This window comes from Streptomyces sp. NPDC091279 (genome assembly GCF_044757465.1).
Taxonomy (GTDB): domain Bacteria; phylum Actinomycetota; class Actinomycetes; order Streptomycetales; family Streptomycetaceae; genus Streptomyces.
In genome coordinates this window covers 228,121-253,334 of sequence record NZ_JBIVVA010000001.1, presented here as the reverse complement: position 1 = coordinate 253,334, position 25,214 = coordinate 228,121, and the positions used below count along the sequence as shown (strand labels likewise).

Annotated in this window: 16 protein-coding genes; all 16 read right to left on the bottom strand. The window is 73.1% G+C overall.

The features are described from left to right. Positions 1-37: 37 nt before the first annotated feature. Complete coding sequence (locus ACIQOU_RS01015) at positions 38-925, bottom strand: peptidoglycan-binding protein (RefSeq protein ID WP_401532766.1); 888 nt, start codon at positions 923-925, stop codon at positions 38-40. After that, positions 925-2,460, bottom strand: a complete 1,536-nt coding sequence (locus ACIQOU_RS01010; RefSeq protein WP_401532764.1) for a DUF6519 domain-containing protein — start codon at positions 2,458-2,460, stop codon at positions 925-927. Before ACIQOU_RS01010 ends, ACIQOU_RS01015 begins: the two co-directional genes overlap by 1 nt. Positions 2,461-2,532: 72 nt before the next feature. Then, positions 2,533-4,680, bottom strand: a complete 2,148-nt coding sequence (locus ACIQOU_RS01005; RefSeq protein ID WP_401532762.1) for a hypothetical protein — start codon at positions 4,678-4,680, stop codon at positions 2,533-2,535. Beyond that, positions 4,680-8,441, bottom strand: coding sequence for a putative baseplate assembly protein (locus ACIQOU_RS01000; RefSeq protein WP_401532761.1), 3,762 nt, complete (start codon positions 8,439-8,441; stop codon positions 4,680-4,682). Before ACIQOU_RS01000 ends, ACIQOU_RS01005 begins: the two co-directional genes overlap by 1 nt. Then, positions 8,438-11,530 (bottom strand): putative baseplate assembly protein, encoded by a 3,093-nt coding sequence (locus ACIQOU_RS00995; RefSeq protein ID WP_401532759.1) that lies wholly within the window; start codon positions 11,528-11,530, stop codon positions 8,438-8,440. Before ACIQOU_RS00995 ends, ACIQOU_RS01000 begins: the two co-directional genes overlap by 4 nt. Next, positions 11,527-11,913 carry a GPW/gp25 family protein gene (locus tag ACIQOU_RS00990; RefSeq protein WP_401532758.1) on the bottom strand — a complete coding sequence of 129 codons (387 nt, stop codon included), beginning with the start codon at positions 11,911-11,913 and terminating at the stop codon, positions 11,527-11,529. Before ACIQOU_RS00990 ends, ACIQOU_RS00995 begins: the two co-directional genes overlap by 4 nt. Then, complete coding sequence (locus tag ACIQOU_RS00985) at positions 11,910-12,245, bottom strand: hypothetical protein (RefSeq protein ID WP_401532756.1); 336 nt, start codon at positions 12,243-12,245, stop codon at positions 11,910-11,912. The genes ACIQOU_RS00990 and ACIQOU_RS00985 overlap by 4 nt, the downstream gene beginning before the upstream one ends. A gap of 83 nt (positions 12,246-12,328) precedes the next feature. Continuing rightward, positions 12,329-12,865: a phage baseplate assembly protein V gene (locus ACIQOU_RS00980; RefSeq protein WP_401532755.1), complete on the bottom strand. Its 537-nt coding sequence runs from the start codon at positions 12,863-12,865 to the stop codon at positions 12,329-12,331. Between the two features lie 33 nt (positions 12,866-12,898). Further along, positions 12,899-14,038 (bottom strand): hypothetical protein, encoded by a 1,140-nt coding sequence (locus ACIQOU_RS00975; protein ID WP_401532754.1) that lies wholly within the window; start codon positions 14,036-14,038, stop codon positions 12,899-12,901. Continuing rightward, on the bottom strand, positions 14,031-14,396 hold the full coding sequence (locus tag ACIQOU_RS00970) for a hypothetical protein (protein ID WP_401532753.1): 366 nt from the start codon (positions 14,394-14,396) through the stop codon (positions 14,031-14,033). Before ACIQOU_RS00970 ends, ACIQOU_RS00975 begins: the two co-directional genes overlap by 8 nt. A 7-nt stretch (positions 14,397-14,403) precedes the next feature. Then, positions 14,404-15,084, bottom strand: coding sequence for a hypothetical protein (locus ACIQOU_RS00965; protein ID WP_401532751.1), 681 nt, complete (start codon positions 15,082-15,084; stop codon positions 14,404-14,406). Beyond that, positions 15,081-15,518, bottom strand: coding sequence for a hypothetical protein (locus tag ACIQOU_RS00960; protein WP_401532750.1), 438 nt, complete (start codon positions 15,516-15,518; stop codon positions 15,081-15,083). The genes ACIQOU_RS00965 and ACIQOU_RS00960 overlap by 4 nt, the downstream gene beginning before the upstream one ends. 55 nt (positions 15,519-15,573) lie before the next feature. Further along, a complete protein-coding gene (locus ACIQOU_RS00955; protein ID WP_401532749.1) occupies positions 15,574-22,053 on the bottom strand; it encodes a DUF4157 domain-containing protein in 6,480 nt (2,159 codons plus the stop codon). Then, entirely contained in the window at positions 22,050-22,334 is a 285-nt protein-coding gene (locus tag ACIQOU_RS00950) for a hypothetical protein (RefSeq protein WP_401532747.1), read from the bottom strand. The genes ACIQOU_RS00955 and ACIQOU_RS00950 overlap by 4 nt, the downstream gene beginning before the upstream one ends. Continuing rightward, the gene (locus tag ACIQOU_RS00945; protein WP_401532745.1) at positions 22,325-24,268 is read right to left on the bottom strand and encodes an ATP-binding protein; all 1,944 of its coding nucleotides are present in this window, start codon (positions 24,266-24,268) and stop codon (positions 22,325-22,327) included. Before ACIQOU_RS00945 ends, ACIQOU_RS00950 begins: the two co-directional genes overlap by 10 nt. 33 nt (positions 24,269-24,301) lie before the next feature. Continuing rightward, positions 24,302-25,210 (bottom strand): DUF4255 domain-containing protein, encoded by a 909-nt coding sequence (locus tag ACIQOU_RS00940; protein WP_401532743.1) that lies wholly within the window; start codon positions 25,208-25,210, stop codon positions 24,302-24,304. Positions 25,211-25,214 lie beyond the last annotated feature (4 nt).

Sequence of the window (25,214 nt, the reverse complement as noted above, 5' to 3'; positions counted from 1 at the left end):
GCGCCGGTGCGCACGGGGCGGCGCTCCGGTGGGCGGCTCAGTCGACCGAGGGCACCTTCAGCCTGTCCCAACTGACCTTGCCCGGGATGCCGTCGGCGTCCTTGCCCGTGAAGCCGAGCTTGCGCTGCCAGGCCTGGTAGGACGCGTGGTCGGCCTCGGTCCACTCGGGTCCCGGGCCCACCTCGTAGCGGCCGCAGCCCTCCGCGACCAGGCGGCGGCCCATCGCGGTGATGAGCGCGGACTTCTTGCCGACGTGGAAGAAAGCGGCGCCGGGGAACGGCTCGTGGGCCGGCTTCGGCGGGGGCTTCGGGCCGGTGCCGGGCTTCTGGGGCTTTCCGGCCAGCCGGTCGGCGATGCGGGCCCGCATCCCCTCCATGGTGAAGCCGCGCGGGTCGGACTTGCCCGGCTGCCACTCCTTGTGCCCGATCACGGAACGCTCGCTCCAGCCGTGGTGACGGCAGATCGCGGCGGCCACCTTCTCGATGGCCTCCTTCTGCGCCTCGGGCCACGGGTCCTTGCCGTTGCCGAGGTTGACGCACTCGAAGCCGTAGAAGTGCCGGTTGCCGTCGGTGTCGGCCTCGTTGTCCGGCGGCAACGCCCTCTCGTCGACGACCGCGCGCAGGACGTCGCCGTCGCCGAGCCCCGCGTGGTTGGCGCGTCCGTTGCCGACGAGGTGGATCTCGCCCTTCTTGTCGATCACGCCGTGGCACAGCGGTCCCGGCAGGCCGGAGTAGCCGTCGTAGCAGATGTCGACGGAGGCGGCGGTGCCGGAGGTGACGGTGTGGTGGATCATCACACCGTTCAGGGGGCCCCAGGGGCCCTTGGTGTTGCGGTGGTGGGTGCGCCAGGAGCGCACCTCGTGGACCGTCAGGCCCTCCGCGCGCAGGATCTCGACCATCGTGGACGCGCTGATCGGCTTGGCCATCACTTGTCTCCTTCCGGTGCGGCGCCCGCGTCGGCCTCCGCCGCGCGTTCCTGGCGCCCGGCCTGTTCCTCGGCGGCGAGGGCCGCCGCGTCCGCCGCCGGGACGGCGGCGGCCAGCGGCCCGAAGGCGAGTCGCAGGTCGACGGCGCCGGCCTCGCCCTTGACGAGGGCGAGCGGGGCGAAGCTGCGGACGATCCCGGCGGGCCCCTCAAGGAGCGGGCGGCGGGCCGGGTCGGTGGGCCACTCGACGCTGCCGGTGGCGGTGCGGGCGGGGACGATCCAGTGATCGCCGGTGCGGTAGGTGCCGCCCTGCGCGAAGTAGACCTCGACGCCGTCCTCCAACGGCAGCCACGCCCCCTCCTCCAGCCGGACGGCGCCCTGGTGCAGGGTCGAGGTGCGGCCCTTGCGCTTCGGTCCCTCGTGGTGGTCCCAGCGGCGCAGGAAGGGGTGCAGATGGGGCAGGCGTCCGACGCCGGGGGCGGGCTCGGCGGACAGCCTGACCCGGCGGCCCGGCAGGTCCAGTTCCTCGACGCGCAGGAGGGGCAGGGCCGCCAGCCGGGAGGCGTACCCGGTGTCCGTGAACTCGACGTGGTCGCCGACGTCGAGGTCGAGCGTGGCGTCGTACCCGAGGGACGCCAACTGCACCCAGGTGCCGTCGAGTTCGTCGACCGGGAAGACCACCGAGCCGTTCTCGCGGGACCACTTGAAGGTGGCGTCCTTCGCCGGTCCCCCGGCGTGCACCTCGACGCGGTAGAGCTGGTTCTCCGGGCCCCGGTAGCGGGCGTCGGGCTTGACCAGGCAGGGGTCCTCGTCGGCGTGGTCGGGGCGTTCGCTGCGGGCGGCGAGCCGGGCCGAGGGCGCCGCCTGGGCCGCGGCCCACCGGTCGAAGGCGGCGCGGACGGCCTCCGTCGACGGGTCGCTCTCCTCGATCGCCAACTCCCCGAGGGACAGCGGCAGGACCTGCCACACGACCTTCACGCGGGCCGCGGTGTCCGGCATCGCCGCGCCGAGGGCGACCTCGCGCAGCGCCGGGTCCTCGGCGGCGCCCACCGCCCGCTCCCACACCGTCAGATAGACGACGAACGGCGACTGCGCGGGCGACGGCAGCCGGTCACCGGGCTTCTCCGGGTCGCGGAAGCCGTCGGGCTGGTCCCAGTAGGTCCAGAAGGCGGGCGGCGCCGCGCCGTCCGTACCGGTCCCGTCGGCGTCCTCGGCGTCCCCGGCGTCGGGCACGGGCACGCCGGGTGCGGGGCGGTCGGCGTCCAGCGGGATGCCGTTCACGTAGTAGCGGCCGCCGTGGATGTACAGGGTGTCGATGTCGTGGCGGCCGCCCACGTACTCGATGCGGAAGCCGGTCGCGCCGCTCGGTCCGCCGTACGGGCCGATCAGGTCGGCGGCGAGGGTGCGGGCCTGGTGGAGCTGGATGGCGGTCTGTTCGTTGGCGTCGGCGTCGAGCTGGACGCGGCCCTGCTGGGCGACGACCGCGGAGTAGTGCCGCTCCGGGCGGAAGGTGAGCCGGGAGAGATCGGCGTGCATGAAGGGGTCCCCCTAAGTGTCAGACCTGGTCGGGAAGTTGGGAGGGCGGGCGCGGGCGGCGCCGTTGACGGGTCACGTCACGAAGAAGATCCCGGCGTCCGTGCCCGCGGGCGTGTACTCCGCGAGCCGCGCCCTGAGACCGTCCTCGCGCTGCGGCCGGTACAGGTCGTGGAAGGCGCCCAGTTCGGCGCCGTCGTCCGCGCCGCGCCGGATCTCCTCGGGGCCCCGGTCGGCCAACTGGCCGTACCAGGGCGTCCCGTAGCGCTCGGCGGCGAACAACGGCCGTACCGAGGTGCAGCGGTGGCGGCGCGGGGTGCGCGACCCGGCCGGGACGCGGCAGTACCGCAGGTGGCCGATGCCGCGCCGGGCCACATGGAGCTTCCCGGTGAAGAGCGCGTTCTCGGCCAACTCCACGGCATGGGTGTGGACTTCACCGATGACGGTCGACCGGTGCACGTGCAGCACCGCGTGGGCGTGGCGGCAGTCCGGCGCGGACAGGGCCTCGCGGTCGTGCCCGGTGGCGTCGAGGATGCTGTCGCGGAGGTGGATGTGGAGGGGGTCCTCTCTCACCTCGTCGCCGATGACCTCGATGGTGCCGAGGACGCTGTGTTCGATCTGGAGGCACGCGGTGGTGCGTTCCAGGACGATGCTGGGCTCCTCCGGCGCGTGCGGCTCGCAGTGCGGCTCAAGCGACCAGCCGGGCACCAGGGTGCTGTGGCGGACGACGACGGCGCCCATCGGGCCGGTGACGTTGATGCCGCGACCGGCGACCAGAAGGCCGTCGAGCACGAGGCGCGGGCGTTCGTGCGGCGCGCAGTCCCCGTCCACGGCACGGACGTTGAGGGCGTCGGGGCGGTTGCTGTACCAGTCGAGGAGGCGGATCACCGGCCGGGTTCCCTCGGCGGCGCGCACCTGGAGGCGGTCGCCGGGGTCGAGGTCGAAGTCCAACTGCTCCTGGTGGGCGCCGCTGTGGGTGATCTCGATGATGCCCTCGGGTCCGGTGCGGTCGCCGCGCCGGTCGTGCCGCCAGGCCCGGTAGGCGTCCATGATCTGCCGGAACGGCTGTCCGGGGCCGACCCGGTAGCAGGTGGCGTCGGGCCGGTCGGCGCGGTCGGGCCGCGCGTACTCGCCGCCGCCCAGGTCGGCGCCGGACGCGTAGTGGTGGTCCACCCACACGCCCTGCCGGGGCGCGGAGCGGGCGCCGAAGGCGATGCGCCCCAGCTCCGGGTCGACGGCGACCTGGCCGCGCCGGGGCCGGTAGCGCCAGTCGGACAGGTCGGTGACCACGATGTCGGACGGCGGGACGGGCTGGTTCTCGCCGTCGCGCCGGATGACGAGGCTCTTGCCGGGCCCGTAGTAGTCGGCGAGCCGGTCGTGCAGCAGGCGGCGGGTGATGAAGGCGGGGACGGTGTCGACGGCGGCGAGGGAGGTCGTCGACGGTTCGGGGACCGGCTTGGTGACCAGGGGGGTGTCGTTGCCGAGGATGGAGAACGTGTACAGGTTGCGGGCCCGGTCGACGCAGTAGGCCGGGGAGGAGGTCAGCGCGTACGCCGTCAGCCGCCAGACGAAGAGCCCGACCCCGGCCGGGGTCCAACCCCCTTGCCTGCGCGGGGAGTTGGCGCTGCGGACGTCGACCGTGCGGGCCGCCGCGCTGAAGGGGCCGTCCGCGAGGGCGAGTCCGGAGCCGTCCCGGAGGTCGAGGAGGCGGCCCCTGCCGGTGTCCCGGTACCGCTTCACCGGCTGGTGGTGGGCGACCAGCCGGGACAGTTCGACGGCTCGCGCGGGCCACCCGGCGACCTGGTCGGAGATCTCCTCCAGGAGGTGCGGGGTGCCCTTGCGGCGGCGGTGGGCGACGGTGGCGGCCACCTCGGCGCGCGGGGCGATCGCCTCGGCGAGCGCGGCCCGGCCGCCGGTGTGCAGGCCGGTGGTGAGGACGCGTTCGTAGCCCGGCAGGGTGCGGTAGCCGACGAGGTCCCCGAGGTAGGGCAGTACCCAGGGGGCCGCCGTCTCCACGAACAGGTCCTCGTAGCCCTGCGCCACGCCGTCGCGGACCAGGTCGAGCTGTTCGGCGATCACCGCGAGCAGCGCGCGCAGCGGTTCGCCCTCCTCGGCGTCGCGCAGCAGGTGCCAGCGGGGCAGCAGGGCGGCGAGGCCGTCCGGCTCCCGGGAGGTCACCGGGGTCGCCGTGTCGAACGGGATGTCCGTCGGGTGCGCCGACATCACTTGACCTCCGTGAGAATCAGGGTGTCCGCCGCGCCCGGTGACAGCAGCGCGAACTGGGCGGGGCGGATGCCGCGGAAGACGTACACCGACCGGCCCTTGGCCAGGCGCCGGGTGTCGGTGATGTCCGGGTTGAGGCGCAGGAGTCGGGCGAGCGGGATGCCGTGCAGGGCGCAGATCTCCGTGAGGGTCTCGCCGTTCGCGGCGGTGACCGTGTGGAGTCGCTCGTCGTAGCGTGCCGGGTGCGCGGGGACGGCCGCCCGGGGTGCGCCGGGGTCGGTGAGCAGGTCGGTGAGTTCCCGTGGGGTGGCCAAGGCGGGGACGCCGGTGAAGACGTCGACGTCCACGTAGTCGACGCCGGGCACGGTGTGGGCGGCGGCGAGCAGCTCCGAGAGGCGGGCCGGGCGGGCCAACTCCCGTCCCTCGTAGCCGAGTCGGCGTAGCAGGGTCCGGCGCAGGCGGGGTTCGACCGTCTCCCAGGCGTGGTCGGTGGCGACCTTGACCTTGGCGGAGATCAGCAGCAGGACCAGTTCGCGGACGTCGACGCGGACCGGGAGGCCCGGGTCGCCGTAGGCGGTGAGCGCGGCGCGCAGCGGGTCGAGGGTCTCCGCGGCGATCGGTACGTCGTCCGTGCCGGCGACGGTGATGTGCAGCAACCGCCTTCTGCCGTCGAAGAGTTCACGGGCGGCGGCGCGGCCGATGCCGGCCCGGGAGCGGGCGAAGTCCTCGTAGTCGGCCGGGGAGACCAGCCGGTCGAGGGCGGAGACGGCGAGGGGGATCGTGCGACGGGTCAGGCCGGGGCCGTCGGCGTCCGCGCCGCCGGTGGCCGGGCGGGGGTTGGTGACGGCGGTGACGCCGAGGGGGCGGGTGAGGGGTTGGGTGATCCGGCCGGCGGGGGCGTTGGCGGCGCGTCCGGTGCCGAAGCGGTAGCGGGCGTGGACGTTGTCGTGTCCGGTGGGCAGGCGGGCGCCGTGGACGCCGTCGCCGAAGGTCACCGTGGTGCGGCCGTCAAAGGAGGTGCCGGTGATGTAGACGCGTTCGCGGGGGCCGCGTCCGGCGAGGCTGTCGACCTCGTGCCAGCGGACGCCGTCGGCCCGGATCTCCAGGACCGGTGTGGCGCCGAGGGGGTTGTCGTCGGCGAGCCAGGTGAGCGGGGACTGCCAGAGCGCGAACGTCTGGTGGACGCGGTCGGAGTCGCCGCTGCCGATGGCCTCGTCGCGGCTCTCGCCGTGGGTGGCGGCCACGACGTTGCCGAGGATGCGGACGCTGTCGCGGCGGTAGCGGTGGGCGAGGTCGCCGGTGAGGGTGAGCCGGGTGTGGACGTGGTCGCCGGGGAGCCGGGGGTCGACGGCGGGATCGGCGGCGGCGAGGGTGACGACCTCGGTGGCGTCGATGCCGCCGGGGATGTCGCTGCGTTCTCCGCTGACGACGAGGGTGCGTCCGGCGCCCAACCCGTCGTACAGCTCGTCGAGTTCGATCTCGTTGCCGTGCACGTCCTCGCCGAGCGGTTCGTCGGCCGGGCGCAGCGCCTCGCCGGCCGCGTGCACGGTGGTGTCGCGGATGTGGGACAGCAGGACGTCGAACTCGTCCAACCAGGGTTCGGCGAGGGTGAGTTCGGTGCCCCGGCCGGTGATGCCGTAGTTGCTGTACGCCGCCGTGCGGGCCGCGACCACCTGCGTGGTGACGAACGCCAGCTCGGCGTCGCCCGGGATCTGGGCGCCCTTGGCGGGGCGTTGGATCGCGACCCAGCTGCCGACGGTGATGCCGGTGTGCACGCTGTCCAGTTGCAGCACCCGGCGGTCGAGGGGCTCGGGTGTGGAGGCGATGACGATCTCGACGTTCGGTTCGGTGCTGCCCACGGTGGAGCGCAGGCTCACCTGGTGGTCGCCGTGGGTGAACTGCTCGGTCGCGCCCGGCCGCAGGGCGACCTCGTGTGCGGTGCCGTTGCGGATGCCGACCTGGATCACGCCGTCGTCGTCCGGCCGGGACACGAACAGGGTGCGCTCGGGCAGGCCGCCCTGAAGGCGGACGGTGAGGCCGGGCTCCTCGGAGTCGGCGCGGCGGGTGAGCCAGTTCAGGTCGCGGTCCTGGGCGGCGCGGGTCGACAGGTCGACCTGGCCGGGGCCGAGGGGGAAGGAGAGCGGCGAGGTGACGGGCAGGTTCACGGCCCGCTGGTCCGAGCCGGTGCCCTCGACGTACTGCACCTCGGCGCGGACCGGGGTCCGCCCTGCGGGGTCGTGGACGACGCGCAGGGAGACGAGCACGGCGCCGGTGAGCGGCCAGTCGGCGCTGCGGATGACCCGTCCGGCGGCGTCCTGGACCGGCTTGAGCGGAGCGGTGGCGCCGAAGGGGGCTGCGGTCACGCGCAACGCCAGGAGTTCCCGCAGGAGTTGGGGGGCGGCGGGGGCGGCGGCCCTGCGCCACGCGGGGTAGAGGCTGCCCAGGGTGGGGTGGAGGGCGGCGAGCAGCCGGGCGGGGTCGGTGCCGGGGCGGGGCGTGCCGGTGCCGGGCGCGGGGGCCGGGGCGGCGAGCGCGGGGAAGACGGCGGCCAGGGCCTGGAAGGCGGCGGCGGACGCGTCGCCCGCACGGGGCACCGGCCGCGCCGAGGCACCGGCGCGCAGCGCGACCGGCCCGGACGGCGCCGCCTCCGGCTCCGTCTGTGCGGGCGCCAACTCCCTTGCGCGTTGGGCGAGTTCCGCGAGGACGGTCTCCAGCTGCTCGCACCAGGCGGCGACCTCCTCGTAGGGCTCGGCCAGCACCTGGGCCTCGCCGAGCCGGGCGACGGGTTCCGCGAGGCGGGCCGCGAGCTGCTCCGGCGTGGTCAGCCCGTCCAGGTCCGTCCGCAGCGGGGCGAGGACCTGGTCGTCGAGGTCGTCGATCAGGCGGCTCACCGGGCGCGGGTGGGGCACCTCGGGGGTGGGCGGCTCCTTGCCGGGCTCGCCCGGTCCCGCGGGCTCGGCGATCCAGCGCCGTACCTCGTCGAGGAGTTCCTTCACCGTCGGCGGCGCCGACCTGGGCAGGGAGATCGCGGTGACCTCGTCGTCGCGGTCGACCCGGACCCCGGCGACCGGCAGCACCATCCGTACGCCGCCCGCCTGTTCCCCGAAGACGAACAGCAACTGGTCGCCGGTGGCCAGGGAGTTCGCCGTTCCTTCGACGAAGAGCTGTGAACGGCGCTCCAGGTCCTCGGGGGTGAGCAGGGACGGTCGCCTGCGCCGTACCTTCAGCTCGTTCCAGTCCCAGCGGGCCGTGAGGTCGTGGCTGGTCTCGAAGGTCAGGGACGGTTCGTCGGCGGACGCCGGCACGCTGTGGCTGCGGGCGCCGCGCGGGATCAGCACGGGCAGGGCGTCGGCGCGCGGGTCGCGCTCCAGGGTGTACGCGAGGTGGGTGGCGGCGGCGACGCCGGGGCGCGGCCGGTGGGCGACGAGGCGGCCGAGCAGGACCAGCGAGCGGTGCTCGTCCGCCGTGCGGAGGTAGGCCTCGTCGGCGATCCGCTCGGAGTGGAAGGTGAGCAGGTCGCCGAGGACCGCGGTGGCGTCGAGCAGGCCGATCGCCGGGTCGTCGGGGGTGCGCGCGGTGAGCCCGTCGAGGGCCGAGTAGGCGGGCGAGGCGAGCCGGTCGAGGAGGGCGGCCAGGAAGGTGCCGTAGGTGCCGACGCGGTGGTCGAGGGCGGTGCGTCCGGGCGGGTTGTGCGGCCGGGCGGGCGCGAGGCGCTCGTCGTGGCCGCCGCACCCGCAGCCGCAGTGGTCGGTCGCGTTCATCGGGCTCCACCTCCCAGGGTCAGCGTCAGCAGGCCGTTCTCCGGCCGGTCGGGGTCGTTGTCGCAAGTCGCGAGGGACAGCGGGCCGAGCCGCAGCACACCGTCCTCCTTCTCTCCCCGGTCCTCTTCGAACAGCCGTCGCAGCCGCGTCACCTGGACGCTCTCCACCCCGGGCACGGCCGCGGCGACGGCGACCAGCCTGCTGAGCCGGACGGGCTCGCCGAAGGTCAGCGCGTCGGGGTGGAAGAAGCCGCGCGGGCCGCTGCCCAGGACGCGGTACAGCTCGGCGAGGATCTGCCCGTGCTGGTGACCGGGCGCGGCGCACACGCTCAGCGCGATGTCGAGCGGCACCAGCCGGGCGGCGCCCACCACGAGGTCGTGGCCGATGCGCCGGTAGGCCTCCAGGGACTGTTCGACGCGGGCGAGCAGTTCGGCCGAGGGTGCTGCGGTGCCGTACGCGTCGATGGCGACGTGGGCCTCCTGGACGCTGCCGGTCCAGCGGATCTCGGCGGCGGCCCGCCGCACGCCGGGCAGGTCGGCGGCGAGGGCCGCGTAGTCGTCGGCGGTGACGGCGCGCAGCCGGGTGCGGCGCAGGTCGAGGGGGGCCAACTGGCGTACCTGGTCGACGGGTTCGGGCTCGGCGCCGCCGATCGCGGGCAGCGGGTTGCGGACCCGGGCGGCCGGTGGGTGGGCGTCCTGGACGACGAGGTGGTTGATGGCCTCGGCGCCGACGTTGCCCGCGATGCCGCCGCCGAGCCGGTAGTGCACCGTGAGCCGGGCGCCCGGTGTGGGCCGCGCACCGTGCCGTCCGTCGCCGAAGCGCAGGGCGAGGCGGCCGTCGTCCTCCAGTTCGCCGACGAAGTGCCGGTCGCGGGCGGCGCTGTCGAGCAGGTCACGCCGGGGCTCCCAGGTGAGGTCGCCGTCCTGGACGCGCACGGCGGGCAGGGCCGTCCTCGGGTCCTGGGCGAGTCCGGCGGTCGCGGAGCCGCGCAGCACCGGCTCCTGCGGGTGCAGTCCGGCGGCGTGGGCGGGGCCCCAACTGCGGGCGATCTCCCAGGAGATGTGCCCGTCGAGGACGGTGCCCGCGCGGGCCCGCGCGGTGAGGATCTCGATCCGGCGCAGCTTGGTGTCGAGCAACTCGTCGCTGCGGTACAGGAGTTCCCGCAGGGCGCGCACCGGGTGGCGGTGCAGTGCGAGGCGTTCGAGGGCCTTCAGGCCGTAAAGGACGGTGAGTTCGGCGATCTCCGCCTCGCTGAGGCCGTCGCGGTCGCGGGCGCCGCGCCACAGTTCGACGAGGCGTTCGCGGACGCGGGCGGGGATCGCGGCGAGCCGCTCGGCCTGTCCGGCGGCGACCGTGCGCGGGTCGGGGTAGGGCGCGGCCTGGACGACCGGCGCCCGGCCGAGGACCGGCCGCACGCGGGGTGCGATGCCCGGGTAGAGGGACTGGGCGAGCAGCGTCCGCAGGGCCGCGGCCTGCGCGTACACGGCGGAGGGCACCACCCGTTCGTGCCGCTGCCCGGCCCGTTCCAGACCGAGTCCGGCACGGGTGACGGCGGCTTCTCCGACGACCTCGAACAGCTCACGGACGTCGCCAGGCCCGAGCGCCTCGCCCGCATCGGCCTGATCCGTGAGGGAGTTGATGAGGCGGCCCGGCGCGTTCCCCTCGTCACGGTCGTCGCAGCCGAAGACGGGCGGGGCGCAGGGCGCGACGACGGCGGGCTCGGCCGGGACGGTGAACGTCTCCGGCAGCCCGTGCCGGGTCCGTCCGTGGTCGACGAGAACGACGTTGCCGCGCGCCAGCGTCACGTCCTCGACGGGCAGACAGTCGCGGCCGCCCCGGGTGGCGAGGCGGAGCGGGAAGCGCAACGCGTCCTCGGCGGCCCAGGTGACCTCAAGGACCGGCTGGTCCTCGATGTGGTCGACGGCCGGGACGACGGAGGTCAGGCGCACGGCCTGGCGGTGCGCCGGGTCGGCGTCGCCCGGGGTGCCGGTGCGCGCGCCCTTGACCTCCTCCAGGATCAGCACGTCGCCGGGTGTCAGGTCGAGTCGGCGTTCCTCGCAGGTCTCCCGGTCGCGCCACTCGTCGCGCAGGGTGACGGCGGTGGTGCCCCGGGGCAGGGCGGTGACCTCGCCGTCCCAGGTCCACAGCCGGATCGCGTTGTGCGCGACCCGCAGCTCCAACGGGTCGGTGGCCACGGCCGGTTCGAAGACCTCGACCGAGCCGCGCTCGTCCAGGTCGCCGAGGTCCCGCTCGTCGATCACCGTGCCGGGCTCGGGCCGGTCGTGCGGGTCGAGGGCGCGGACGTCGACGGAGGCGAAGCGGAACGTGCCCGGGGCGAGCGTGTGATCAGCCGCGGCCTCGACGGCGACGTAGGCGCGGGCGGTGCAGCCGTCGTGCATCGCGTAGTCGATGAGCCGCGCATGCCGCCGTACCGAGACCCGGCGGCGCGCGGTGTCGAGGTAGGCCTCGGTGGCGACGGCGTCCTGCTGGTAGCTGATCTGGTCGCCGGTGTACGCGAGCAGTTCGACGAGGGTCTCGCCCAGGTCGGCGGGGTTGCGCTCCACCCAGTCGGGCGTGGTGAGCGCGAGCCGGTCGAGGAGGAGCCTGCGGAGGGTGTCGTAGTCGCGGGCGGTGTAGTCGACGAGCGGCGTGTCCGGGAGGTCCGGCAGCGCACGGGGCTCGTCGGTGCGGTCGAAGGGTGTCGGGCAGTCGGGCCGGAAGGAGAACGACGCCGTGTGGTACCGCTGGTCGAAACCGCGCAGCGGCGTGGTGCCGGGGCGCCCGTACGGGTCGGGCTCGACCAGGGAGAGCCGGTAGCGGGAGGTGTCACCGGCCCGGTCGAGGGTGACGTGGAGGAGGTCGTCCAGTTCGGGGTCCTCCTCCCGCTCGACGCTGACGTCCACGGCGGTGATGCCGGTGATCCGGCGGCCGCCGTCGACCCGGACGTTCTCCGGTCCGAGGCCGTGCGGGGCCTTGCCGAGGAAGGTGACGGTGAGCAGCAGCCCGTCGTCGCTGACCTCGACGGCGTCGACTCCGTTGAGCTGCGCGGCCCGTACCTTGGCGCGCCGGGATTCGGTGGCGTGTGTCATGCGGCGGCCCGCCCCTCGAAGACGTCGTCGCGCAGGGCGCCGGTGGCGCGCACCACGTACGACAGCTGGACCCGTACGACGTTCTCGTCGCTGTCGATGTCGAGTGCGAGCACGTCGATGAGGTCGCCGAGCCAGCGGTGCAGCGCGGCCTGCACGGACAGTTCCAGGGTGGAGACCAGTTCGGGGCTGTTCGGGGCGAAGACCAGGTCGAGCAGTCCGCAGCCGAAGTCGGGGCGCATCACCCGCTCGCCCGGGCTGGTGAACAGCAGCTGTTCGACCAGGTCGTGGACGTGCTCGCCGGGGGAGGCGGGCGCGGTGCGGCCCCGGCGGTCGGCGTGGAAGGGGAACGCGATGTCGGAACGCGTGCGGGCGCGTGGGCTCATCGGACCGTGACCTTTCGCTGTGCGGCCTGGACGACCGGCGGTCCCTGCGGCACGAAGGCCGCCGTGCAGCACTGGGCCGCCGAGGTGTCGAGCAGCACGGGCGCGCCGTCGACCGTGACGCCGCTGTCGCCGGCGGTCCAGCGGACCGAGACACAGGGCGTGTGCACACCACCGACGGTGTGCGGGCAGCCGGTGACGACATAGCCGTGGGCGGCCGTGGCGATGGCGGCCCCTTGGCTGAGGACGCCGCCGGAGGGCGTGGTGGCGGCGGTGACACGGCCGCCGTGCGGACAGCCGATCACGGCCCCGGCATCGAGCAGACTCCCGGACACTTTCTCTGTTCCCCCGTCTTGTCTTTCGTTCTTCTGTCGTACGTCGGTCGCGCCGATCCGGCACTTCGATCGGTCGCTGCGATCTAGCGTTTCGAGATGGCGCTCAACTGGCCTTCGTTGATGGTGACTTCGCGGCCGCGCAGGGTGATTTCGGCGCCCGCGCCGGTCGCGATGACGACGGCCTCCCTGGTGATGCGGATGTACGCGCCGCCCTGGGCCTGGAGCAGGATGCCCTGTTCGGCGCCGACGGTGTCGTTGAGGACGAGCTTGTGGGCGCCCGGTGTCTGCACGACGACCGGCTTGGCAGGTGAGTTCGCCTGAAGCTCGCGGCGCGCGTCGGGCGGCAACTCCTCGGCGGCGCCGTACCAACACCCCGTCCACACCGGGAAGCTGGGGTCTCCCTGCTCGAACTCCACCCAGACGCCCGCGCCCGGCGGGGGCACCACGAACTGCCCCGATTCCGGCCCGGTGAACGGCAGGCAGGGCAGCGCCCAGGTGGACGCCTCGTCGCCGAGCACGTCCGGGACCTCGACGGTGATCCGGCCGATGCGCAGCGGGTCGTCGGTGTCCACGACCCGGCCGCGGAACTTGCCGAGATAGCTCTTGCCGGTTGCCGCCATGCTGAACTGCTCCTGATCGGTGGGTGGTTGCCGTTAGGGCCGGACGGTGTCGCCGAGGGCTTCGAGCCCCTCGCGCGAGATCGTGAAGTTCTGCTGGAACGAGCCCGGACGCAGCGTGTGGGTCACGGACTTGACGTAGTAGTCGCCGTCGTAGGCCCGTCCGGCGCCGCGTACGCCGACGAGTTGGCGGGGTTGCAGGAGGTAGCCGTGCCGGTTCACGTCGAGCGAACCGGAGCCGGAGACGACGTCGGCGGAGATCGCGGCACGGGCCAGCAACTCCGCCTCGGCCTGCTCGCGTTGCTGCTTGGCGGTGCCGGACAGCGTCGTGCGTTTCAGCGCCGGGGTGGGCCGCTTGCCCAGCGGCGGGCGCAGGGGGCTGATCGGCGGTTGCGGCAGCAGGGTGGCCTGCCGGGTGCCGGGGTCCTGCCAGCGGGCCTGCGGTTCCTCACGCGCCGTGCCGTCGTAGGCGAACGTCAGCTGGTCGACGGTGGAGTGGGCGTCCATGTTGACGTTCAGGGCGTGCTGGCGGATGCCGAGCCGGATCTCGGGTCCCCAACGGGCGGCGGACTGGCCGGGGTTGGGGCCTGGTTCGAGAGAGAAGGTGTAGCCGTTGGCGTGGGCGAGGTCGGTGACGTACTGGAGGTCCGTGCCGGTCTGGTAGTGCACGCGGAGGTCCTGGTGCGGGGGCTGGGCCACCTTCTCGGTGGAGACGTCGGGCCGGATGCCGTAGTCGGAGTACCGGCGCAGGATGGCGAGGACCCGCTCGGAGGGCGGCAGGTTGGGATAGCGGGCGGTGCGCTCCTCCAGGTCCATCAGCAGCGTCAGGTCCTCGCCGGTGACGGTGAGGGTGGAGTGGCCCGGCTGGTTGCTGGTGCCGACCTCCTGGCGGACGATCAGGCCGTCGAAGAGCACGTCGGGGGTGCCCCTGACGCTGACCGTGACGATGATCCGGGTCTTCGGGTCGAAGAACCCCTCGGGCAGCAGCCGCCGGTTGATGATGCCGTTCTTGGTGAGATCGAACGCCAGCTGGAAGCCGCTGCGCTCCCCCGCCGTGGCGGTGATCTGCGCGGACAACAGCGCCTCGCTGACCTCGGCCGGGACGGGCCGGGCGAGCCGCTGCCCCATCAGGAGCGTGAGGTGGACGGGGCCTCGCCCGACGGGCAGATCAAACACGCCGGTCCCCCCGAGGGAACCCGCCGGCCACCGGAACGTCGATGACACGTCCCGCCTCGTCGGTCAACTCCCGTGGATCGAGGACGGGGTTGGCGTCCGCGATCTGCCACCACTGGCCGGGCTCACCGAAGTACCGCTGCCCGAGCAGGTCGGGGCGCTCCCCCGCGCGCACCACGTGCTCCTGCGTCTGCTGCTGGTCCAACGGGGGCAGCAACCGGCGCTTGGTGTACCGGACTTCGGTCCCGTCCGGCTGTCGGTGCACGCCGATCTCGGCGTCGTGGTACCGGCTGTCGCGGGGATAGGGGTGGGCGCCGGGTATCGCGCCCAGGGCGTTGTCGTACGGCTCGATGTCGGCCATGGTGGGCTCAGCCCCTTCCGCTGAATGTGCCGGTCAGCCCGAGCGCGCCCAGCCCCGGGCCCCGGGCGGCGGCCGCGAGCCGTTCCTTCTGCGCGAGGTGCGCCATGTACAGGTCGGCGCCCCGGTGCCCGGCGGGCAGGTCGCTGACGGTGAGGATCTTCATGCCGATGCTGAGGGAGGCCCGGATGGGATTGAGGTTCACGTCGAACGCGGACTCGTTCACGGACAACTCGGTGAGCCGCACGGGCATCACCCGCTTGCTCCCCCAGGTGAACAACGTCAACGGCATCTCGATCGGGCTGATCTCGATGGTGCCCTGGGCCGCCAACTTGCTCGCGGCCCGCAGCTGAGCGGTGGTGGGCTGCACCAGCATTTCGAGCGTGGCCAGCTGAGGATGAATCCCGTCGGGCGCGGCCACCTCGAACTGATCGGTGGCGTCGATCTCGGCGGTGAACTTCCAACTCTCCTGAGCGGGCCCCTTCAGCCGAAGCGCCTCATTCCGGTCACCACCCCCGGCACCGCCCCCACCGGAGTCACTGCTGTCCCCGGCCGACTGAGGAGCAAGACTCCGCTCCAGGGTGTCGGGATTGAACTGAAGCACGATGACCCGCTGAGGGACGCCGGTGTCGGGATCGACGACGACCATGCCGGATCGGATGGGTTTGGGGATGTCGGCGTAGCGGGTCATGAGCGCTCTCCCTGCCCGCCGTATCGGCTGGCGAGGAATTGCACGGCGTCGGAGTTCGGCAGGGCCTGTTCCTCGGCGCCTTCCGCCACGCCTCCGCCTCGCGGGTCCTCCGGTTTCCCCACCCAGTGGCGTACCGCGTCGAGCGGCGTCATTCCGCTCTCCCGTGCCCGCTTCAGCCGGCCTCGCCAGGTCCCACCGGCGTCGAAGCCGACCGCGCCCATTCCGTGCCGGGGAATGAAACAGGCGGCATCGCCGTCCGCCGCCTCCACGGCCCAGAGGTAGCCGATCAGTTGTCCGCGCAGGGTCACGGGGACGTACCGGACCGGATCTCGCGAGAACCCCCGGAACTCATGGCGTTCCAGCGTGAACGGGCTGAGATCACCGAACTCGGTGGGGCGCCGCACCGGTGAGGGTTCGCCGTGAGGGTCTGACACTGTGTGCTCCCATTCTGAAAACATTTCCGCCCCGCCGTCCGAGCGCTGCTTGGAACTACACACCGCGGTCCCTGACCACGGCCACGATGGTCCATGGGCCATTACGTCCGTGGGGGATCACCTGGCGGATCTCGTACTCCGTGTTGCTGGGCAGCAGGAGTTCACGCTGGTGAGGGTACTTGCTGGTCCGGCCGAGCCAGAGCGCCCGCGATCCTTCCGGAACGCTGAGCCGAATCCGGTACGGATTGGTCGCGAAAGTCGACTCCCCGCCGACCGATGTCGACATGAAACCCGGTTCGCGCTGCTCGGTCCCTTCCAGGCGGTCCACCTCGCGGGGGAAATTCCTGTTGAAACCGTTCATGAAACTGATGTCGCTCAGCGACCTGTGCACCTCCAGCCCTTCGGGCAGCCGCTGCGCCCTTGTGGCCTCGTCGATCAGAACATTGCGTTCCAGGAAGTCTTCCGGCGACGGATAGGAACCGAAAGAGAGCGTCAACCGCTCCTCGGGACTCGCGTACTTCTTCATCCATTGCGCGATGGCCCGTTGTTGCTTGCTCCGGGCCTGTTCGGGTGTGGCAGCGGACGAGCCCGCATCGAGGATGCCTTTCAACCGGCCCACGTCCACGTCGGTGAGGCCCGCACGGGACAGCGCCGCCCTGAGATCCTCGGGAGTGTAACGGCCGTGCCGCCCCGTGCCCGTGTCGCCCATGATGCCGGTGAGCATCCTTCGCGGCCCGGGGAACTGACCGGGATCGCGCCAGCTGTCCAGCAGTTCTTCGGGGGTGTTGTGCAGGCGCAGCATCTGGTTGTAGACCCAGCCGTACTCGGAGTATTCGAGAGCCGCTCGCCTCTGCTCACGAGGCAGGGCACCCATGTGATGCCCAAGTTCGCCCTCGCCGTATCGCTCGGCGTTCCTGTTCTGCTCCTCCGAGGAGAACTGCCTGGACTGGTCGGAGTTCTCGGTGAAGCGGCGGATTTCGTCCTCGCCGACCCGGCTGAACTTGTCCCAGTGCGCCTCACCGAATTTCAGGGAGGGGTTCAGGAGAGCCGTGAAGTCGAAGGACTCGCCATTGTCGTCGACTTCGAGTCCGGTCAGCCGGTACCAGGTCTGGAGGCCTCGCAGCACCGCACGGAGCACGGGCTGCGGAATGCCGCGCTGGAGAAGGGAGTTCACCTTCGGTTCAAGGCGCGCCACGATTCTCCTGAGCCGCTCCTCCTTGGACTCCTTGGACTTCTCCTCCTTCTTCCGCCGGTCCCGCTCCCGCCCCTTCTGCTCCCGCTGGCGCCGCTTGTCCTCGCGCAGCCTGTCCTTCTTCTTCTTGAAGAAGTTCCGCAGTGTGGACGCGCCGTTCTTGAGGGCCTTGCCGGCCTTCGACTTCTTCAGCTTCCGGCCGAGCGTCCTCGCCGCGTTGGCGGCCTTCCTCACCGAGGACCTGACCGCGCCCTTGGCCCTGGCCAGCGCCTTGGCCGCCGGGGACGTGGGCCTCTTGGGCTTGGTCGGCTTGGGGCCCTCGATCTCCTTCTTCTTGGACGGCGCCGGGGACTTGCTGTCCTGGCCCTTGCTGTCCTGGCCCTTGTCCTTGGCGGCGGTGCCGGGCTCCGGCTTGGTCTCCTTCGGCCTCTGTGTCTGCGCGTCCGGCTTCTTCGCCGGGCCCTTCGGGGTCGCGTGGTCCTTCGGTTTCACCGGGGACTTCGGGTCGGGTGAGGCCTCGCCCGAGCGTCTGCGCGGCGCCGCCGACTCCGCGAGCTTCTGGCGGGCGTTCCGCATCGCCCCGCGTGCCGAGTTCACCGCCGCCCCCGCAGCCTTCTTCGCCCCGCCCCCGGCCTTCTTCAGGCCCTCCATGATCTTCTGGGACATGGCCTTGAGCCGCTTGCCGACACCCTTGGTCGCAGAAGAGAGCTTCGCCAGAAGGAAGTTGGTGATGACGTCGAGGAGGGCGACGACCCCCGCGGCGACCGCCTCCGCGAACAGGCACGCCGCCGGGCCCGCCTTCACGGCCGTCAGGTACGCCCAGAACTTCCCGAACGCCGACAGGATCGAGCTGACGCTCTGCCAGGCCGCCATCAGTCCCTGCACGATCGTGAGGATCGCCCCGGCCGCCGGCACGATCATCGCGACGACCTTCTCGATGACCAGCGAGGCGATCATCATCGGCAGCGAGGCGACGATCGCCTCCCAGGCCATCCTGCCGATCTGCTTCAGCGACACACAGCCCTTGACGAGGACGTCGATGACGGCCTTGCCGAGCCCGAGGATGCCCTCGACCTTGGTGTCGAACCACCCCTTGACCGCGACCTTGATGGCGCCCCAGAGATGGTCGGTGATGCCGGTCCTGGCCGAGCTGCCCGCCTGGGCGATCCAGCCGCCCGGGTCGGGGGCGATGTCCGCGACCAGGGCCGCGAACTTCCCGAGCGCCTCGATGGCCGCCTGCGCGAACCTGATCGCCCCGACGATGACGGCCTGATAGATCGCGACGACGGCCTTGAGGCCCGCTTCCAGGACGTCGAGGAGTGTGTTCAGCCCGGCGGCCAGCGCGTCCAACAGGCTGGTGACGGCCTTCTTCAAGCCCTCGGCCAGCTCATCGACCTTGGCCACGGCGGCGTCCCGCAGGCCCTCGATCGCGGTGCGGAACCGGTCCCGCAGTTCCGGGAAGGCGGCCAGCAGCACATCCCCGATGGCGATCAGGACGTCGGCGAGCGCGTTGATCGCCGTGACCGCCAGATCACGCACGACGTCGATGGCCCGGTCGGCCCACTCCTTGAACGTGTCGATGATCCCGTTGACGAGCTTGCGGGCGGCGTCGAAGACGGCGGTGACCGCGGCGAGGAGGCCCTTGAAGAAGTCGGCGACCTTGTCAGCGATCCAGCCGAGCACGCCCCCGGAGGGCTTCTTCTCCTCCTTCTTCCTGCGGGCCTCCTGCTCGGCGTTCTCCCGCTCGGTGTCGATCTTCGCGTTGTCCTGGTCCTTGCGCGCGCCGATCTCCTTGTCCTTGTCGTCGCGCGCCTTGACGATCTCCTTGTTCTTCTTGCCGTGCTCGTCCTCGGACCTCTTCTCCGCGTCCTCGGACTTCTTGTCCTGCTCGGTCCGCCAGTCCTCGCGCTGCTGCTGCGTCTCGCGGGCCACCCGGCCCCGTTCGGCGGTCTGCTGCGCGGTGTTCCGCTCCACCTCGCGGTCGAGTTCGGTCTGCTTCTCCTGCTTGGCCCGCTGCTCGCCCTGCTGGTGTTCCTTCTCCCGGGCCCCGAGGTCCCCCTGCGCCGTACCGGCGGCGCCGGTGATCTCGGCCCCCTTCTCCTGCCCCGCGACCGCGCCGACGCCGGGCCTGGGCGCGGGGGTTGCCGCCAGGGCGCCGCCCTTGCCGCGCCCGCCGCCCGGGGCCTTGCCGGTCAGCTGCTCCCGGGGCGCGTCGGGGAAGACCTGGTCCTCGCCCAGGGGGTTGGCGGCGTCCTCGCGGCCGGTGGCCCGGAGGTCGGACTGCTTGTCCTTGAGGGCCTTGGCCTGGTCGTCGGTGCGTGTGGGGTCGCTCGCGCCCTCCAGGCGGATCTTCGGCGCGGGGCCGACCGTCTTGCCGGCGAGTTCGGGGTCCGTGGTCGGGATGGCGTCGGCCGCCGCCTCGACGTTCTTCGCCTCGGCCTCGCTCAGGCCCTTGTCGGGCACGGCGGGGCCCGGCGGCGGCGCCACGCCCTCGGTGGGCTGCCTGCCCTCGGCCTTGTCGCCGCCCTTCGCCCGCTGCTTCTCGGCCTGGCTCTCGGGGCCGACCCGCGCCACCTTTCCGGTGACCTGCGGCGCCGCCGGGGCGGACTGGGGCGGTGCCGAACGCGTCCGGGGCGCCCCCGACGGACGTTCCCTCGTGGGCGGGGCCGCGTCGAGCCGCTGCTGCTCCTCACCGACCTTCTTCCCGACGGCCCGGTCGACCCCGGGCAGGGCGGCGGCGGCCTGGTCGGGCGCGAGGGTGCTCACGGTCCGCACGGCCGCCTTGGGGTCCTGCCCCGAGACGTCCGGCGGCTCCTGCGCCTTCTCCCGCGCGGCCTCACCACCACCGCCGCCCCCACAACTCCCCTGGCCGCCCTCGTCCTTCTCAGGTGCGGGCGCCGGTGGGGAGCAGCCGCCGCCGTCCTTCTCCAAGGACGCCTCGGGCCGGGGCGCGACCGCCTCGGAGGCGGTCTGGCCCGGCGTGTCGGCCTGTTCGGCGGCCGGGCTCACCGCAGCCTGCGCGGCGGACGGCGCGGCGCCGGGCCCTGCGGCGGTCGTCGGCCCGGTCCGCTCGGCGGCGCCCACGGGTCCGCGAGGGACGGCTCCGGGCCCGGTCTCCTTGGGGACCCGGCTCTTGGCCTGCGGTGCCTCACGCTCCGACCTGGGCGGTTCGGCGCCACGCCGCGCGGCGGGCGACGGGTTGCGGTCCTCGACCTGCGTCTTCGGCGTCTGCGCCCCGGCAGGCGTGGCAACGGCGGCGGCGACCGGGGACGCCACGGACGGCGCCGGTGCCTGCCCGGCCGACTGCCGCTGCACGGCCGTTCGATCGTGGGGGTCGGGGGACGCGTCGGGGGCCTCGGCGTCGTCGCCCCGGCCCGCGTCGGCGTCGTCCGGGTCCTTGCTCTGCTCCTTCTCCTGCCGCTGTTCGGGGTCGGGCTGTTCGGCCTCGGGTTCCGGCTGTTCCTTGTCCTGGGTCGCGAGGTCCGGGCCGACCTCCTGGTCGAGGGGCTTCTCGGTCTCCTGGAGGTCCTGGGCGCCGCGGTCGCGGGTCTGGGCGGCGGGCCCGTTCTCGGGCTGCGGGGCCTCGCCCTCGACAGGGCCCTCGTCCTGTCCGGGGGCCTTGAGTTCGGGTCCGGCCTCGTCCTCGTCCTGTTCGCTCTCCTGCTTCTCCCGTTCCTGTTCGATCGTCTCCGCCTTGGTCGGCGGCGGGGTGGGGAAGGTCGGCGGGGACGGTTCGGCGGCGCCCGGTTCGAGCCGGTCGGCGGTCGCAACGGCGGAGAGGTCGAGGTCGGTCTCGGGGAGGTGGTCCTCGGGCTTGATCGCGGGCCCGGTCTCGCCGCCCGGGGCCCGGTGGCCCTCGTCCTCGCCGCCGGCGACGTCCTTGTCCGCGCCCGCTTCGAGGCCGAGCGGGCGTTCCTCCTCGCGCGGCTCGACCTCGGCGCCGCCCTCTTCGGCCTGGTCGTCGAGGCCGTGCTCGGACAGCGCGGAGTCCGGCTGTTCGGCCCGCTCGTCGACCTTCTCCGGGCGAACGGGGCCTGGTTGGGCCTGCTGCTTCGGGTCGGGTTCCTCGGCCTTGGAACCGGCGGCGGGCTGCGTCTGCTCGTCCTGGCGTGCGCGCTTGCCGGCGCCGGGCGCGCTGGCCTGCTGGGGGTCGGCCTCCTCGCGTTCGCGCTGTTCCTTGCGCTCCTCCTTGGCCTGCTCGGCGCCCTCCTGCCCGCTCTCGGTGCGCGCGTCGGCGGCCCGGTCGGTGCGGTCCCGGTCGGCGGCGGCCTGCTCGTCCTCCTGCTGCTGTTCCTGCCGGTCCTGTTGCCGGGAGGCGTTGCGCGCGTCCTCCTGCTCGGTGCGCCGGGCGGCCTCCTGGTCCTCGGTGGCGGCGTCCGCACGGGCCCGGCTGCGGTCGCTGCCGCTCTTCTCGTCCCGCGCCCTGGCGTCCCGCTGCTCCTCGCGCTCGTCGGTGGCGCGCCGGTCGGCCGAACTCCGGTCGGATTCCTGCTTCTTCCGCCACTGGACGCGTTCGACGCCCAGCTCCTCGAAGAGGTCGACCTCGGGCAACGGCACCTCGGCGGGCCGGAGTTCGAGCAGTCCGGGGCGGGCCCGCTCGGCGAGGTCGAGGAGGCGTTCGTACTCCGGGGTCAGCAGCCGGGTTTCCAGGCTGGCGACGACCGCGTCCTCCAACTGCTCCGACATACGGGCGAGTTGGAGGCGTACCCGGCCGGAGGCGTCGGTGGGGTCGCCGCGCAGGCTGCGCAGGACGTTGCCCGCGAGGCGGTCCACGAGGGTCGCCGGGTCGACGGCCTCGGCGCGCATCCGGTCGGCGTCGACGGTCGCGTACCGCAGCCAGCCCGGGGTGGCCTGCCCCTCCTCGACCCGCGGTGCCGTCTCGTCCCGCGCGACCGCTTGCGCCGCCGCCTCCGCCTCCCGTTCGATGGCCTGCTGCGGCAGGCTGACCGCGCCCAGCTCGCGCCCGGCCCGCAGTGCGCCGAGCCCGTGCGGGTTCTGCACGGTGTGCTGCACCTCGTGGGTGAGCAGGCGCCGTCCCTCGGCCGTGCCGGGCTGGAAGGCGCCCGCGCGGAAGAAGACGTCCTGGCCGACGGCGACCGCGTCCGCCCCGAGCAGCTCGGTCAGCTGCCCGGCGTCCCGGCCGGTGTGCAGCCGCACCCGGCTCAGATCGTGCCCGAGCTGCTCCTCCAACTCCCGTCGCACGCCCGGATCGAGAGGCTGCCCGGCGCCGCTGACGATGCTCTTCGGCTCCGGGGTACGGGACGTGGCGGCGCGTTCCTTGCGCCTGCGGCGGCGCTGCTTCGCCGACTGCTCCGAACGGGCCTCCTGCGCCGGGGAGTTCACCGGCTCACCTCCCCACGGCCGCTGAGCCCCTCGTGCACGGCGCGGGCCAGCTCCTGGCCGAGGCGGCGCGCGGACAGCCCGCCCGGCAGCGGGGGGAGCCCGGACAGCGCGTCGACGCTCAGCGCGCCGTCCGCCGCGAGGGGCACCCCGTGTTCCCGTACCAGCCGGGTCAGTTCGCGCTGGAAGGCGGCCGAGACTCGCTCGGGGTCGGCGTGGAACCCGTCGAGCACCAACTCCCCGATCTCCACGCGGATTTCGCTCGGCTCCCTGCTCACACCCATCCGCGGACCTCCCCGGGCGTCAGCGAGCGCTCCAGCTTCAGGTACTCGGTGCGGGCGGCGGCGAGCATGTGCCGCATCTGGAGCGGGCCGCCCTCCTCGGCGGCGAGGAAGGCACCGGACAGGGCGATGTTGCGGATCGACCCACCGGCGACGGTGAGTTGGGCCAGCAGACCGGTGTCGATGTCCTTCACCGGGGCCTGCGACGGCAGCACCCGGCGCCAGATCTCGGCCCGCTCGTGCTCGGCCGGGAAGGGGAAGTCGACGACGAAGCGGATGCGCCGCAGGAACGCCGTGTCGAGGGCGTTCTTCATGTTGGTGGTGAGGACGGCGAGGCCCCGGTAGGCCTCCATGCGCATCAGCAGATAGCTGACTTCGAGGTTGGCGTACCGGTCGTGGCTGTCCTTGACCTCGCTGCGCTTGCCGAACAGGGCGTCGGCCTCGTCGAACAGGAGGAGCGCGCCGCCGCGTTCGGCGGCGTCGAAGACCCGGCGGAGGTTCTTCTCGGTCTCACCGATGTACTTGCTGACCACCTGCGAGAGGTCGATGACGAACAGGTCGAGGCCGAGTTCCCGCGCCACGACCTCGGCGGCCAGCGTCTTGCCGGTGCCGGAGCCGCCCGCGAACATCGCGGTGACCCCGAGCCCCCGGCGCAGGGTGGCGGCGAATCCCCACTCCTGGTGGACCGTTGCCCGCTGCCGGACATGGGCGACGATCTCGCGCAGCACGTTCGTCTGCCGTGCGTGCAGGACCAGGTCGCCCCAGCCGGCCTGCGGCGCGATCCGCCGGCCCAGCTCGTCCATGCCGATGCGGGCCTCGTCGAGCCCGGCCCGCCAGGCGAGTTGGGCGGCGGTCAGCTCGTCCTCGTGCGGGAGCCGACGCCGTACGGTGGCGGCGGCGGAGCGCACGACGTGCGGGGGCAGCTGGAACTGGGCCACCAGCGAACGCAGTTCAGCGTCGTCGAGATCCGCGACCTGGCTGAACGCCTCGCCCCACAGCGCGAACTGCTCGTCGTCGTCGAGCCGCGGCACGACCACCCGGGCCGCGTACACGCGTTCCGTGCGCGGCGGGTCCTCGCTCGACACCACCACCGGAACGGCGGCCCCGGCGAGGAACACCTCGGTCGCCGCCCGCTGGTCACGGTCCAGGTCGCCCACCTCGACGAGCAGCGCGGCCGGCAGCAGGATCGCCTCCCGCTGCCACAGCCGGGCGAGCCGGTCGCGGTCGGCGGGGTCGGCGGGGATGTCGTCGGCGCTCATCGCGTAGAGCCCAAGGCCCGAACGGGCGGCGGCCGTGGCGGCGAGGTCGGCCCGGCCGCGCGCCTGCCCGCCGGTCAGCTCGACCAACGGGCTGTCGGTGCCGTTCGTCCAGCCCTCGGCGAGCCTGCTCGCGGCCAGGTCGTACGCCGGTGGCAGCGCGTCCGGCACCGGGGTGCGGCGCAGTTGGCCGTGCAGCCGGGCGTCCAGATAGGGCGAGGACAGCAGGAAGTGCAGGATGCGTTCGTCGAGGCGGAGCCGGGCGGTCGTGAGCCGTGTCTCGTCGTCCAGCTCGACGATCCGCCAACGCCTCAGCGGCGCCACGGGGGTGAGGGCGCTCCAGTGCGGCTCGGCCAGGGCGGCGAGGGCGAGCGAGAAGGTGGGGTGGGTCCGCTCGGGGTCCCCGCAGGCGGCGGCGCAGCGAGCGGCGGTCGTGGGCTCCAACTCCTGGGCGGCGGTGAGGAGTACGAGGTCCCGCTCGAAGGGGGTGAGTCCGAAGCAGGCGACGAGGTCGTCGAGCGGGGCGCTGCCGGGGCCGTCGACACGCACCACGGCGATGCCGGGCTCGTCGTCGTTCGGGGCGGTCCGTGCCGCGTGCGCGTCGACGCGGGCCAGGACGCGCTGGATCTCCGAGGTCAGCGTCGGCCGTCCGCCGTCCCCGCCCGTGCCGTCGCTCCCCATGCCCTCACCCGCCCCCGTCGCCCTCACGTCGTCTCAGTTCCCGGTGGTCTCGGTGGTCTCGGTGGTCTCTGTGGTCTCGGTGGTCTCGCCTCGGGGCTTCGGCACCGGTGGTGCCTGCTTGCTCGCCCGGCCGGTCCTGCGGGTCCGCGCGGGTGCCTTGGCGGCGGCCTTCGCGGGAGCCTTCGAGGCCTTCTTGGCCACGGCCTTCACGGGCTCCTCGGGCTCCTTGGACTCCTTGGACTCCTTGGACCTTTCAACGTCCTTTGGGGGAGCGCCGTTTGACGACCCGTCAGGCACCGGTACCGGTCCGGGAGGCAGCGGTGCTCCCGGTGCGCCGAACGGCAGTGCCCTCACCTCGGGTCGTTCCACCGGCCTGCCCGGCACCGGGCCCTCGCGGCCCTCGATGAGGACCAGCGTCGCCTGGTAGACCACGGACAGCGCGTACGGCGTCTGGTAGAGCATTCCCCACAGCTTCGACGTCTCGTCGACGTCCATCACCGTCGGCGTGAACCGCACCCGCTGCGCCGACGCGCCGAGGTCGCTGGCCGCCAGGTACGGCCGCTGCTCACGGGCCTGTTCGATGACGTCCTTGGGCAGCACCGGGATCTCGTGCAGCGCGCGGACCACGGAGCCGATCAGCCGTTGCCCGACGAGTTCGGTCTCGTCGCCGTACGCGGTGATCAGGAAGTGCAGGTCGAGCGCCGCCGCCGGCCGTCTGACGAGGGTGCCGTCGGCGGCGCGGGTCGGCAGGTCGTGGTTGCGCTGCGAGGTGTTGGGCGTGACCTGGTAGAGGAACACGGAGATGGTGGGCTCGGGCGGCGGGTCGGCCGGTGGCTTGCGCGGCTCGACCTTGACGGCCATGTCGACCTCGGGCCCGAGGTGGGACTCGATCAGCAGGGCGAGGGCCTGGGTGACATGGGCGAGGGCAAGTGCGTTGCTCATGACG